At 39.2% G+C, this 13,164-nt stretch carries 11 protein-coding genes; 8 read left to right on the top strand and 3 right to left on the bottom strand.

Annotated elements, in window-relative coordinates:
* The 6 genes from KCTC52924_RS03840 to KCTC52924_RS03815 all read left to right on the top strand — a co-directional run bounded on the left by KCTC52924_RS03840 (position 1) and on the right by KCTC52924_RS03815 (position 7,357).
* The gene (locus KCTC52924_RS03840) at positions 1 to 1,221 is read left to right on the top strand and encodes a glutamate-5-semialdehyde dehydrogenase (RefSeq protein WP_353057485.1); all 1,221 of its coding nucleotides are present in this window, start codon (positions 1 to 3) and stop codon (positions 1,219 to 1,221) included.
* Positions 1,222 to 1,477: 256 nt separating this feature from the next.
* On the top strand, positions 1,478 to 2,005 hold the full coding sequence (locus KCTC52924_RS03835) for a hypothetical protein (protein WP_251807123.1): 528 nt from the start codon (positions 1,478 to 1,480) through the stop codon (positions 2,003 to 2,005).
* Between the two features lie 300 nt (positions 2,006 to 2,305).
* On the top strand, positions 2,306 to 2,887 hold the full coding sequence (locus KCTC52924_RS03830; protein WP_251807125.1) for a bifunctional precorrin-2 dehydrogenase/sirohydrochlorin ferrochelatase: 582 nt from the start codon (positions 2,306 to 2,308) through the stop codon (positions 2,885 to 2,887).
* 293 nt (positions 2,888 to 3,180) lie between these two features.
* Entirely contained in the window at positions 3,181 to 4,668 is a 1,488-nt protein-coding gene (locus tag KCTC52924_RS03825; RefSeq protein WP_251807126.1) for a xylulokinase, read from the top strand.
* Between the two features lie 4 nt (positions 4,669 to 4,672).
* Positions 4,673 to 5,998 (top strand): xylose isomerase, encoded by a 1,326-nt coding sequence (gene xylA / locus KCTC52924_RS03820; RefSeq protein ID WP_251807128.1) that lies wholly within the window; start codon positions 4,673 to 4,675, stop codon positions 5,996 to 5,998.
* 342 nt (positions 5,999 to 6,340) lie between these two features.
* The gene (locus tag KCTC52924_RS03815) at positions 6,341 to 7,357 is read left to right on the top strand and encodes a LacI family DNA-binding transcriptional regulator (RefSeq protein ID WP_251807130.1); all 1,017 of its coding nucleotides are present in this window, start codon (positions 6,341 to 6,343) and stop codon (positions 7,355 to 7,357) included.
* A gap of 22 nt (positions 7,358 to 7,379) precedes the next feature.
* On the opposite strand, the gene KCTC52924_RS03810 is transcribed toward KCTC52924_RS03815, so the two are convergent.
* On the bottom strand, positions 7,380 to 8,453 hold the full coding sequence (locus KCTC52924_RS03810) for a phosphotransferase enzyme family protein (protein WP_251807132.1): 1,074 nt from the start codon (positions 8,451 to 8,453) through the stop codon (positions 7,380 to 7,382).
* A 12-nt stretch (positions 8,454 to 8,465) separates the two neighbouring features.
* On the bottom strand, positions 8,466 to 9,356 hold the full coding sequence (locus KCTC52924_RS03805) for a sugar phosphate nucleotidyltransferase (RefSeq protein ID WP_251807134.1): 891 nt from the start codon (positions 9,354 to 9,356) through the stop codon (positions 8,466 to 8,468).
* A gap of 245 nt (positions 9,357 to 9,601) precedes the next feature.
* On the opposite strand from KCTC52924_RS03805, the gene hemN reads away from it, so the two are divergent.
* Positions 9,602 to 10,963, top strand: a complete 1,362-nt coding sequence (gene hemN, locus KCTC52924_RS03800) for an oxygen-independent coproporphyrinogen III oxidase (RefSeq protein WP_251807135.1) — start codon at positions 9,602 to 9,604, stop codon at positions 10,961 to 10,963.
* A gap of 57 nt (positions 10,964 to 11,020) precedes the next feature.
* Positions 11,021 to 11,842, top strand: coding sequence for a universal stress protein (locus tag KCTC52924_RS03795; protein WP_251807137.1), 822 nt, complete (start codon positions 11,021 to 11,023; stop codon positions 11,840 to 11,842).
* A 175-nt stretch (positions 11,843 to 12,017) separates the two neighbouring features.
* On the opposite strand, the gene KCTC52924_RS03790 is transcribed toward KCTC52924_RS03795, so the two are convergent.
* On the bottom strand, positions 12,018 to 12,932 hold the full coding sequence (locus KCTC52924_RS03790) for a metallophosphoesterase (RefSeq protein WP_251807139.1): 915 nt from the start codon (positions 12,930 to 12,932) through the stop codon (positions 12,018 to 12,020).
* Positions 12,933 to 13,164 lie beyond the last annotated feature (232 nt).

Here is a 13,164-nt window from a genome sequence, read left to right as displayed (position 1 = left end):
ATTAAAAAATATACCTATAAAATGAAATTGTTAAATACAGAAATTAAAAATAAGGTATTACAGTCCATGATGCGGATATTGGATGGCAGTAAAAATGAAATTATAGCTGCAAATAAAAAAGACCTAGATCTTTTTGATAAATCCGATAGAGCCATGTACGATCGACTCATAGTAGACGAAAAAAAAGTAGATAGCATGATTGGGGCCATTGATGAGATTCTCCAACAAGAGGATCCAGTGGGTAAGATTAAATCGGAGCGGGTGCTAGAAAATGGACTTAAGATCCAAAACAAAACCGCACCCTTCGGAACCATTATGATTATTTATGAGTCCAGACCGGATGTAACCATAGAAGCGGCGGTCTTGGCATTTAAAGCCAATAATAAAATATTGCTGAAAGGCGGTAAGGAAGCCATTCATAGTAATTTGGCCCTAGAAGCATGTTGGCATCAAGCCTTGGAAGAAAACGGGCTAGATAAAGATTGGATCAAATTACTCCATATGAACAGGGAGGAAACGCAGGAGTTTTTAAGAAATCCTACGGAAAAATTAGACTTGATCGTACCACGTGGTGGTGAGCGTTTGATTGCCTTTGTGAAGGAACATGCCAAATGTGCGGTATTGGTGAGCGGACGTGGAAACAATTTTTTATATGTGGACCAGACGGCCGATTGGGCAAATAGTATTAAAGTCATCCTCAATGCCAAAATCGAAAAGATTTCGGCCTGCAACGCCTTGGATAAAATTTTGGTGAATGCCAATATCGACGATTATGCCACTAAAATGAAAGAGCTGAACGAAGTCTTAAATTCACACGGTGTCTCTGTTTTGGTCGATAAATCAGCTTCCAATATTCTTAAAGACAATGAACAAATTAAGGATGAAGCCATCTGGTATGAAGAGTTCTTGGCTATGAAATGTGTTGTTGGTTCAGTTGGAAATATGGAGGAGGCCATTGGTCTTATCAATAAATACTCCGGGGGCCATTCGGCAACCATTATGACCAAAGATCAAGATATGGCCGGGGAGTTTATGGACCAAGTGGATAGTGCTGCAGTGTATCACAATGCCTCCACACGGTTTACCGATGGCGGACAAATGGGTGTAGGTGCAGAATTGGCCATCAGTACGGATAAGTTGCATCACAGGGGGCCATTGGGCTTGGAGCAACTAGTGACTAATAAGTACTACGTGTACGGAAATGGACAAATAAGAGACTAAGACTCCTAGGAGTAATTCTTGTCTTTATGTAATTTAACGGCAGCTTCGCAGACACAATAGTGTTTGTGGAGCTGTCTATTTTTTTTATAAAACCACTATGAACTTTTAAAATCTTTTTGTAACGGCTGGGCTATAAATAGTGACGTAATAATTCTATAGGCATAGTGTTTTCTAGATGTTACAATATCGGCTTAAATTTTTGTTATCTTCGCCGTAAATTCCCGTATTTACTGGATTTCAACCTAAAAATAGAACAATGAGGAAGTCGTTTATTTATATTGTTATAGCACTATTTACCAGCTCAATGGCCATTGCGCAAGAATTTAACCAGGGATCCAATGTAATCAACGTCGGGTTTGGGTTTGGAGGACATTTTGAACCCTTTGGTTCACCTAGCCAAAATCCTTCCATAAGCGCTAGTTATGAGCATGGAGTATGGGATGTTCCCGGTCCTGGAGTGGTTAGTTTAGGAGGGTATCTAGGTCATAAATCCTATAAATATGACAATGACGATAAGTGGAACTATACCATAATAGGGGTTAGAGGAGCTTATCATTTTAATGGTTTGGAGGTAGAAAATCTAGATGTTTATGGTGGCGCTATGCTGTCTTATAATATCCTGTCCTACGATACGAGCTATAGCGCAAAGGGTACTTATGGAAACGAATTGGGAGCAACCGCCTTTGTTGGGGGTAGATGGTATTTTACGGATAATTTTGGAGCCTTTGCGGAAGTTGGTTTTGGAGTTTCTAATTTAACCTTAGGGATTTCTTTCCGACTTTAATGTGATTGCTTGATGCTATAAAACGGGTCTAGCTTCTGAAGAATTCACCCAAATCTTAAGAGTTATTTTCCATTTGTACGCTATCTTTGGGGAAAGGGACAATTTGATGGAAGTAAGATGGTGAAGTTAATTATCCCATTTACGCACTAAGTGAGATTTGAATGCGCCCACGCTTGCGTCCAAATTTCAATGATAGTTTTCATTCCATACCTCATGGGTTCGCCTAGAGGGAATTGACTGATTTTTTGAATGTGCCCTTATTTTAATTTAGAAGCCTAAACCCCTTCTTAGAGATTTACTATGGAAAGGAACGAATTATACCCTATTTTTTTAAAGGTTTCCCAGCTTAACATACTAATTATTGGGGGGGGGAATGTTGGATTAGAAAAACTGACCTTTATGTTGAAATCGAGCCCCCATGCTACAGTAGAAATGGTTGCACCCCATTTTTTGGATGCAACTTTGGAACTCGCACAAAATCATCAGGTAAAAATAACCAAGGACTCCTATAACAATAGCTATTTGCAAGGCAGGCATATGGTGATCGCTACAACCGATAAGACAGAAGTGAATCAACAGATATATCATGATTGTCGGGAAAGGCATATTTTGGTGAATGTTGCGGATAATCCTCCTTATTGTGATTTTTATATGGGCGGTATCGTTACCAAAGGCAATGTAAAAGTTGCCATCTCCACCAATGGAAAATCCCCTACCACTGCCAAGCGTCTACGGCAATTCTTTGAGGATGTAATTCCGGAAAATATAGATGACCTGGTGAAAAATCTGAACGAATTTCGAAAAACGATTAAAGGTGATTTCGAAGAAAAAGTGGAAACCCTAAATGAATTTACGAAAGGCCTAGTCAACAAAAAAAAATAATATCGTATCGGTTGATGCCTGCAAATCTATTCATGAGTTTTTGGAATAACGCTATACACTTCCCTATTTTACGAAACCGTTTTCGAAAAGTTTTGCACTCTCACTAAAACAATGCAACAGTCTGAATTATAAGTAATTGACTTCATTTTAATGAGGATTCACTAAATGGTGGCATTTGATTTTTTTTATTCCCAACCACCCAAATAGTACTCATTGAACTAGTTTTTGATATATTTGAGAGACCCTATTGGGTTTTGCCAAATTGGGAGCTTTTCCCTTAAAAAAAGTGATTTATGTATTATTTGGGATTGGATATTGGAAGCTCTTCCATTAAAGTGGCCTTAGTTGAAATCGCTAATGGCAAACAAGTAGGGGTGGTACAGGAGCCTGAATCTGAAATGGATATTATTGCCTTAAAAAACGGATGGGCTGAGCAGGATCCCAAAGATTGGTGGAGGCATGTCTGTGCGGGAATTAAAAACATAAAGGCAAAATTCAATATTCATCAAGATCAGATTAAAGGAATAGGGATAGCCTATCAGATGCACGGATTGGTATTGCTAGACAAGCAGGGTAAACCAGTTAGAAACGCTATTATCTGGTGCGATAGCAGGGCCGTGGAAATAGGGCGGAAAGCCTATGCAACTATAGGGGAAGAAAACTGTAAGTCGCGCTTACTAAACTCCCCCGCGAATTTTACGGCTTCTAAATTAAAATGGGTACAGGAGAATGAAGCTGATTTATACAGTAGAGCCCATAAATTAATGCTGCCCGGCGATTATATTGCCTATTGTTTCTCTAGAATAATGAATACTACTATTTCCGGACTATCCGAAGGAATCTTATGGGATTTTAAGGAGGATTCAGTTGCCAATTTGTTACTGGAGCATTATGGTATTCCCAACTCTTTTATTCCGGACATTGTGGATACCTTTAGTCTCCAGTGCACGGTAGATGAGCAAGGAGCTCTGGAAAGTGGCTTGGCGAAAGGAACTCCTATATTGTATAGAGCAGGTGACCAACCTAATAATGCCTTGTCCCTAAATGTATTTAACCCTGGGGAAGTAGCGGCAACAGGGGGAACTTCGGGCGTGGTATATGCCGTTACGGATAGCCTTTCTGGCAAGGAGAGTACTAGAGTGAACAATTTTGCCCATGTAAACTACAACAAAAGCACAGCCCGAATTGGTAAATTGTTAAATATTAATGGAGCAGGTATACAGTACCGATGGCTATTGAACAATTTAGAGGTTGGCTCTTATGAGGAGATGAATGCCTTGGCTAAGGAAATTCCTGTCGGTTCGGATGGGGTTTGCTTAATTCCCTTTGGAAACGGGGCAGAGCGAATGCTGAACAATAGGGATATAGGCTCTAGATTATTGAATATAAATCTCAATAATCATCATAAAGGACATATCTGTAGGGCAGCCTTAGAAGGCGTCGCATTTTCCTTTGCCTATGGCATGGAAATCTTAAGATCGGACGGGATTGAGATTCAAACAATGCGTGCCGGGAATGATAATCTGTTCAGGTCGGAAATTTTCTCTAATACCTTGGCCAGCTTGGTAGATCAAGAAATAGAGATCTATGATACCACCGGAGCAATCGGTGCAGCACGAGCGGCAGGTATATATGAGGGTGGATTTGAGAAATTTAGCACTTATATTACCAACAATGACCATATACACACCTTTAAACCTAGTAAGGAGAAGGCCTCATACGTGAAGGCATTTAATATTTGGAAGGAAGAACTGGAAATGAGTATTAACAGTAAAAAATAAGAAGATGGCATTTATCGGAAACAAGGAATATTTTAAAGGTATTGGGGATATTAAATTTGAAGGGAGAGAATCTGACAACCCCCTGGCTTTTAAATACTACAATCCAGAACAGGTGGTTGCAGGAAAGACCATGCGTGAACATTTTAAATTTGCTATTGCCTATTGGCATACCTTCTGCGGGCAGGGAGGAGATCCTTTTGGACCAGGGACCCAGCGTTTTGAGTGGGATCAAGCAAAGGACCCAATACAAGCTGCTAAGGATAAAGCCGATGCCGCTTTCGAATTTATTAGTAAAATGGGGTTCGATTATTTCTGCTTTCACGATTTTGACCTTATCCAAGAAGGGGCCACCTTCTCAGAATCCGAAAAACGTTTGAGTATTATTACCGATTACATAAAGGAAAAGAAAACTGCTTCGGGCATAAAATTACTATGGGGTACTGCCAATTGTTTTTCCAATCCCCGATATATGAACGGGGCTGCAACCAATCCAGATTTTAATGTGGTTGCACGGGCAGGGGGACAGATAAAATTAGCTTTGGATGCTACAATAGCCCTAGATGGGGAAAACTATGTCTTCTGGGGCGGAAGGGAAGGGTATATGTCACTTTTAAATACCGATATGGGAAGGGAGTTGGATCATATGGCCCAATTTTTAACTATGGCTAGGGATTATGCCCGTTCCCAAGGATTTAAAGGCACCTTTTTTATTGAGCCCAAGCCTATGGAACCCACCAAACATCAATACGATTTTGACACGGCTACCGCGATAGGATTTTTACGGGAATATGGCCTGGATAAAGATTTTAAAATAAATATCGAGGTAAATCACGCCACCTTAGCACAGCATACCTTTCAGCACGAGTTGGCCGTAGCTGCTAAAGCAGGAATGTTGGGAAGTGTAGATGCCAATAGAGGGGATTATCAGAATGGATGGGATACAGATCAATTTCCCAACAATATCCAAGAAACCACAGAAGCCATGTTGGTTTTTCTAAAGGCTGGTGGCCTACAAGGTGGCGGTGTGAATTTTGATGCCAAAATAAGAAGGAATTCCACTGATTTGGACGATATTTTTCATGCCCATATAGGAGGAGCTGATACCTTTGCACGAGCCTTGTTAACAGCAGATAGGATCCTTACTTCTTCCTCATATGATAAAATGCGTCAAGAGCGATATAGTTCTTTTGATACAGGAAAAGGCAAGGAGTTTGAAAATGGGAAACTCAGTCTTACGGATTTATACGGTTTGGCCCAAGAAAATGGAGAGCTAACATTAAAAAGTGGAAAACAAGAGCTGTTCGAAAATATTATCAACCAATATATTTAAAGGTTAGGGTATTTCAATTTTGACAAAATGATAATTGGGGTTCTTGCTCCTCCCTTTGGTTAAAGGAAGACGTAGGGATTAGCAGTCCAAGCATATGCTGATACCTCGGGATACTTAATCGCGCATAATCTCCCCGTCCAACGCCTTGGACACCCCTCTTTTTAAAAGAGGGGTGCTTTTGTAGGGATAACCTAGAATCGGTATTGACAGAAATAAGAGGGGATTTTAAGTAAAAGTTAATACTATAAAAAGCACCTCCCTTACCTAACGAGTGGTATAGGGCTTAACTACTATTGGCAACATTGATATGGCTTAGTCTAATTTGGGCTATATTGTAATCGTATGAAGAAAATGACCTTAAAAGAGATAGCTCAAGTTTTTAATGTTTCCATTTCTACAGTCTCTAAGGCCATTAATGATAGTCATGAAATTAGCTATGGGCTAAAGACTAAGATTCAACAGTACGCCAAGGAAAATAAATATCGGCCCAATAAGCTGGCTCTAAATTTACGTCAGAAGAAAACCAAGACCATTGGAGTGGTAGTGCCAAATATCCTGAATTATTTTTTCACCCAGGTTTTTTCTGGGATAGAAAAAGTGGCGAATGAAAAAGGGTATAATCTGTTGAGTTGTATCAGTGATGAATCTTATGAAAAAGAGGTGAAAACACTGGAGTTTTTAGGAGGTGGTACCGTAGATGGTATCATTGTCTCCATGGCAGAGGAAACACAGTTCAAAAGCAAGATGGACCATTTTCAAAATTTATTGGACGAGCATATTCCCTTGGTGATGTTCGATAGGGTTTCTGATGATGTTTTGTGTGACAAGGTTGTGGTGGACGATTATGAGGCAGGGTATCGCACTGCTAAATACTTTCTAAACTTAGGTTGTACTACCCTTGCCGTAGTGTCTGCAATTGACCAATCTAGCGTAGGTAGGTTACGGGTAGATGGATATAAAAAAGCCCTTAGTGAAGCTGATATCCCTTTTGACGACCGCTTAATACTTCGGCTGGGTAAAAAGGACGATCTAGAGCTATTGATGTCCCTTTTATTGAACTACAAACAGATAGATGGCATTATGGCTCTGGATGAGATTACCGCCGTTGAGGTTTTAAGAATAGTAAAGGCCAGAGGGTATAAGGTGCAGGAGGATATTTCCGTAATCGGTTTTACCAATGGTAAATTGTCACGTTATGTGACCCCATCTCTTACCGCCGTCAGCCAACATGGAACCTACCTAGGAGAAACAGCGGCAAATACTCTGATAGAAAGAATGGAAGGTAGAACCGGGAAGGATTTCTCCACCCGAATCATCAAAACAAGTTTAGTAGTACGCGATTCTACCAAAAAATTATAAGCTAGTAGCACCGCGACATGATTTAGTTAAGGGGTGTTAGCTTTTTCTTTATCACCTGATCCATATAATCTACTTCCTGCAGCGCTTTGTTCGTGAAATGAAACAGGCTTAGGCAACGGTCTAAATTTTGATTTTCATAAGAAACCTTGTAGTAAATATTATCGTTCAGATAATCTGTAAGTGCTCTTAATCCGTGAATAAAGGGCATAAATACTGCTCCCCAGGCCAAAGTATTTAATTCTTCGTGATGCAAAAAAGGACCGTTTGCTCCTAGACCGTCAACAAAAGCTTCGAACAAGAGGCGATCAAAGGTAATTTTACGATGATCCTGTTCATCTTCAATAGCCTGATTGGCAACCGTTCTTATGGCATCACCAAAATCGTAGTAAAAATATCCTTTCATTATGGTATCCAAGTCAATTAGGCAAAGGGCCTTATTGCTTTCCTTGGAAAAAAGAATGTTGTTTAATTTGGTGTCGTTATGGCAGATCCTTTGAGGAAGCTTGGAATTGTCAATTACCTTTAACTTTTCCAGAGTGTCCTTGGCAAAGGAAATGGCCGATTTGGCGATTTCCAATTTTTCTGGTTTGGCAGATTTTAAGGAAGCGTTAAACTGATCCTCACGTAAAGAAAGGTCATGAAATTGTGGAATGGTATCCACATAATTATCCAAAGGAGCCTTGGCTAAAAGTTGGTGAAATTTTCCAACCACCTTACCCGCCTCATAGGCTATGTTAACATCCGTTGCATTATCGTAAGCCGTGGTGTTGTTGATATAAGTCATCAATCTCCAGAACCCTTTTTCTTTTTCTTCAAAATAGGGGTCCCCTGCCTGGGTTTTCAATAAGGCAATGGGGGTGTATTCAGTATCGATGAGGTAGCTGAAGGCATTTGCAATATTCCCCATTAGCCCCTTTATATCCTTAAAAACATTATGGTTAACCCGTTGTAAAATGTACAATGGTCCATTCTGGTCCAGTACCAGATAGGTATCGTTAATATACCCCTGGTTTATATCCTGGAATTGATAGTTTTTTTGGTCTATTTTAAAGTTGCCCAATACATTATTGAGCATAGTATCCTTGACTGCTATCATCAATTAATTGTTTTAAATAGTATCCCAAATTGGAGATGGATATTCATTTTTAGCGGTCATTTGTTGTAATTCTGAAACGGCAGTTTCCTTGTCACTGGCGTAAGTAACCCCAAACCACTGACTGTCAGAAGGAAGTACATCTACATCTATAAGGTCCTGATTAATCATTTCCTTGATAGCGAAAGGAAGGTATATTTCCCCTTTTGCGATATTGTCGTTATTATTTATAAAGTCGGTCAAATATCCGGTGATAAAGGAAAATATGGAAGGTTGACATACCCAGAAGTTCATGCTTACCAATTCTTCTCCGTTAAATTTGGCTCCTGTATCCAAATCTGTAATGGTATCCTCGGTTTTTTGTAATTGGATATGCTCGTGAATGGCAGTCAGTTTGTTGTTTTCTGATTTGCAAACACCCCTCGATACTGAACCATGTTCAGATAAGGTATTTTTTAAGGTATAGGCGACCAATCCGTAGGTAGACTCCTTTTTATTGGATGTTATAAAATCTGATGCACTTTTAAACGCATTTTTTCCGTAATAATCGTCTGCATTTATAATGGCGAAGGGGCCTGAAATTACGTTCCTTGCAGTCCATACAGCGTGTGCGGTACCCCAAGGCTTCACTCTTTCCCCAGTATAGGTTACCCCTTGTGGTAAATCGTTGATCTCTTGGGCAAGAACATCCAGCTTAATGTTTTTAGGCAATCTCGGGGAAAGATATTCCTTAAGATAGTCTACATTTTCTTTTTTTGTTATGGCAACAATATGTTCAAAGCCGTTCTTAAGGGCGTCATAAATACTGAATTCCATCAGGAACTCCTCTTTTGGACCCAATGTATCAAATTGTTTAAGTTTTCCATATCTGCTACCGCTACCGGCAGCCATTAAAAGTAATGTCATAATTGGCTGTTTTTAAGACTGCAAAAATATGGATTTTAATATAATTTTGATAGCAGAACAGTTTATTAAAAAAAAAGTCGGTTAGAAAACCACTTTTATAACAATTTGGTGGTATTTGTTATTAGCATAATTAGATCGGTAGACTATTTCCACATCTAGAGTAGTATGTGAAACCTGATATGGGTCATATTTTAAATGGTTTTTGAAAGCTAATTTTGTGATATTCATCAACTAATGATCAGCGCATGGCCAATTTAATTCAGAAATACAATATACCTGGACCTCGATATACTAGTTATCCAACGGTGCCCTATTGGGATTTGGAAGGTTTCTCAGGTAAAAAATGGGAGTCTTCCTTGGTTAAAAGTTTTATAAAGAGTAATAGTTCCGAAGGAATCAGTCTTTATATTCATTTACCTTTTTGTGAGAGTTTATGTACATTTTGTGGATGCCATAAAAGGATAACCAAACGCCATGAGGTAGAAAGTCCCTATATAACCAATGTGTTAAAGGAATGGGAGCTCTATTGTAAGTTGCTGCCTGAAAAACCAAAGGTGAAGGAGCTTCACTTAGGAGGAGGTACTCCAACATTTTTTTCTCCTGATAATTTAACCCGACTGATCAAAGGGATTTTTAAGACTGCCGATAAAGCTGATAATTACGAGTTTAGTTTTGAGGGTCACCCCAATAATACGACAAAGGAACACTTGCAAGCACTTTACGATGTTGGTTTTAGACGCGTGAGTTATGGGGTGCAGGATTATAATATGAAGGTGCAGATTGCAATTCATAGGATTCAACCTTTTGTAAATGTAAAAAATGCCACAGAATGGGCTAGGGAAATTGGATATACTTCTGTAGGGCACGATATTATTTTTGGATTGCCTTTTCAGACAGAGGCCCATGTAGAGGAGACCATCATGCGGACCAAGGAGCTAATGCCCGACCGACTGGCTTTCTATAGTTATGCCCATGTCCCATGGCTAAAAGGAAACGGACAGAGAGGTTTCCAAGATTCCGATCTGCCCACCCCGGATGAAAAACGTAATCAATATGAAAAAGGGAAGTCCCTATTGGCAGAGGTAGGCTACTCCGAAATTGGAATGGATCATTTTGCCATAAAATCCGATTCTTTGTATAAAGCTATGGACAACGGGAGCTTACATAGGAATTTTATGGGATATACCAGCTCCAAAACCCGAGTAATGATTAGCCTAGGCGTATCCAGTATTAGTGATAGCTGGGATGGCTTTGCGCAAAATGTAAAAGGCTTGGAGGAATACGAACACCTTGTAGATAATAATATTATCCCCATTTATAAAGGACATATATTAACGGAAGAAGACAAAATCATCCGTAGCCATATATTAAATTTAATGTGTAGATTTAATACTTCTTGGGAGACCAATGAAAAAGTATTCCCAGAACTGTTAGGGGTAAAGGAAAGACTGGTGGAGATGGAGAAGGACGGACTTTTGGAAATACACGCTACACGGATTGTTGTAACCGAGAAAGGAAGGCCATTTGTGCGTAATATTTGTATGGCTTTTGACCTTTTGTTGCACAGAAAAGCCCCGGAAACCAGATTGTTTTCCATGACAATTTAGGGGTTATGATAGGGAATGGGAAACTTTGTTGATTATTAATGTTTAAAACATGTCTTTATGAAAAAAATCATTGTACCAGTCGATTTTTCTGGACCTTCTGAAATTGCCCTTAAAACAGCGGCATCCATTGCTAAAAAATTCGGTTCTGAAATTTTTGTGCTACATATGTTGGAAATGTCCGATGCCTATATGACCTATAGCGAAGAAATACACCAGCAGCAGGCCTTGTTTTTAATAAGAATGACGGAAAAGAGATTCGGTGAGTTTTTGAATAAACCATATCTAAAAGGTATAAAAGTGACTCCCATTGTAAAGCATTATAAGGTGTATAGCGAAGTAAACGCTATAGCTGAAAAGCATAATGCAGATCTTATTGTTATGGGTTCACATGGATCGGATGGGCTAAAAGAAATATTTGTGGGGTCTAATGCGGAAAAAATGGTCAGAAATGCCAATATTCCTGTTTTGATCATTAAAGATGAAATATTGAATTTCGAGGTGAGAAGATTTGTTTTTGCCTGTGATTTTGAGCTTGAAAATCTCCCTGCCTTCCATAAGGCGAAAACCTTGGCAGATAAACTTTCAGCAGAACTTATCTTAGTGAATATAAATACCCCTGGGGATAACTTTTTAAGTACTAAGGATGCCTTTAGGAAAATTAATCAATTTTTGCACGAAGCTAAAGCCAGTTTGGAGGTAGAGATTTACAACGACTATGCTGTAGAAAGAGGAATATTGGCCTTTAGTGAAAGTAGAAATGCAGATATAATTGGACTTCCCACCCACGGGAGAAAGGGAATTAGTCGCTTTTTTATGGGGAGTATTGGAGAAGACCTTGCCAATCATTCCAAGATTCCTGTAATGACTTTTAAATTATAAGGGTTAAATTTCTTCCATGGACAAAAATGGTGTCCAACAAACATAATTCTAAAAGGTATTGTCCAAAACAAAGGCGACTGACCCTAAATAAAAAAATATGGTCCTATTTTTTGCAACAGCAATCTATGGGGTCATAGTTTTTATATGCAAGTGGTGCTATCTTACAGCACTGAAACTACCTGCTGGTGGTAAGTATTCTATTAACTTCTCTCCCGAAACCTATTATTTCCAGATAATCGGAGTGGATGTTTATCACGCTATATGAATTTTCATCGGTGTCTACCATTCCTTGCAAAGTAAGATAGTGGATTCCATTCTTCACTCCGTAGTTACCCTCATGATTATGTCCATTGATGTAAGCCTTCACATGTGGATAGCTTTCTAGAATGTCAATAACTTCATCGGCATTCCAAAGATTGTGTTTGTTTAGTGGATATACTGGAAAATGACAGTATAGCACCACTTTTTCTTGATCTTGTAACGACTTATCCAAGACAGATCTCAGCCATTGTAGCTGGGTTGGTCCTATTGCCCCATTCCATTTAGGGGATTCAATTTGGTTTTGCCTATAATACTTCTCTGCAATTTTGTATCCATCGCTCTCGGCTGGATAGGCATGAAAGCTAATGTCATTTCCATCTAACACTATAAAACGCCAGTCCTTAATTTTAAAATCATAGTAGGGGGAGGGCATGCCTAGCTTTTTGTAGACAGCGCTCTTCTTATCATCCACTACAGAAAAATCGTGGTTGCCAAGCACATGATATTTAGGCATGTTCAGATGGTTGTAGATTGGACCTACAACATCAAAACTTTCCCAATCCCGATCTATAAAATCACCCAGATGCACCGTATAGGCTAAATCCATGGTATTTAAATGCACAACACATTCCTTTAGTTTCTGCTCTGATTTCGCGTATTTCCTTATTCCAGTTCCTTGTTCGTGGTGATATTGGCAATCGGCGATTACTCCAATAGAAAATTGGGACTTGCTTGTTTCGGGTAGTTTAGTTGGATTTTGTTGACCATAGTTGGAGTGAAAAGTCAGCTGAGCAATGACCAACACCCCTAAAAATTTCCATACTTCCATTTTTGTTCAACGATCTTTAGTGCTAATGTTTTTATTTCTTTTGGGGCAGGCAGCCTCTGCCAACTATTATGTATTTTATCTGTATAACTGTTCTAGGGGAATCTAATATAGTGGTCTAAAAATACATTAATTTATTTTAGTAAAGTTCCCAAGAAATTGGGGTTTTTGCCCCATAGGCAATGACTCCGAATTGTACGAACTAACATTTTGTATTTTAGTAAGCGAGGATGCG

Origin of the sequence: Arenibacter antarcticus, assembly GCF_041320605.1 — a bacterium.
Classification (GTDB): Bacteria; Bacteroidota; Bacteroidia; order Flavobacteriales; family Flavobacteriaceae; genus Arenibacter; species Arenibacter antarcticus.
This window is presented reverse-complemented; position numbering and strand designations above follow the sequence as displayed.

Coding starts and splice junctions, on each gene's coding strand:
- KCTC52924_RS03830 (WP_251807125.1), top strand. CDS start 2,306: ATGGAAAGGAACGAATTATACCCTATTTTTTTAAAGGTTTCCCAGCTT.
- xylA (WP_251807128.1), top strand. CDS start 4,673: ATGGCATTTATCGGAAACAAGGAATATTTTAAAGGTATTGGGGATATT.
- KCTC52924_RS03810 (WP_251807132.1), bottom strand. CDS start 8,453: ATGATAGCAGTCAAGGATACTATGCTCAATAATGTATTGGGCAACTTT.
- KCTC52924_RS03795 (WP_251807137.1), top strand. CDS start 11,021: ATGAAAAAAATCATTGTACCAGTCGATTTTTCTGGACCTTCTGAAATT.
- KCTC52924_RS03815 (WP_251807130.1), top strand. CDS start 6,341: ATGAAGAAAATGACCTTAAAAGAGATAGCTCAAGTTTTTAATGTTTCC.
- KCTC52924_RS03790 (WP_251807139.1), bottom strand. CDS start 12,932: ATGGAAGTATGGAAATTTTTAGGGGTGTTGGTCATTGCTCAGCTGACT.
- KCTC52924_RS03825 (WP_251807126.1), top strand. CDS start 3,181: ATGTATTATTTGGGATTGGATATTGGAAGCTCTTCCATTAAAGTGGCC.
- hemN (WP_251807135.1), top strand. CDS start 9,602: ATGGCCAATTTAATTCAGAAATACAATATACCTGGACCTCGATATACT.
- KCTC52924_RS03805 (WP_251807134.1), bottom strand. CDS start 9,356: ATGACATTACTTTTAATGGCTGCCGGTAGCGGTAGCAGATATGGAAAA.
- KCTC52924_RS03835 (WP_251807123.1), top strand. CDS start 1,478: ATGAGGAAGTCGTTTATTTATATTGTTATAGCACTATTTACCAGCTCA.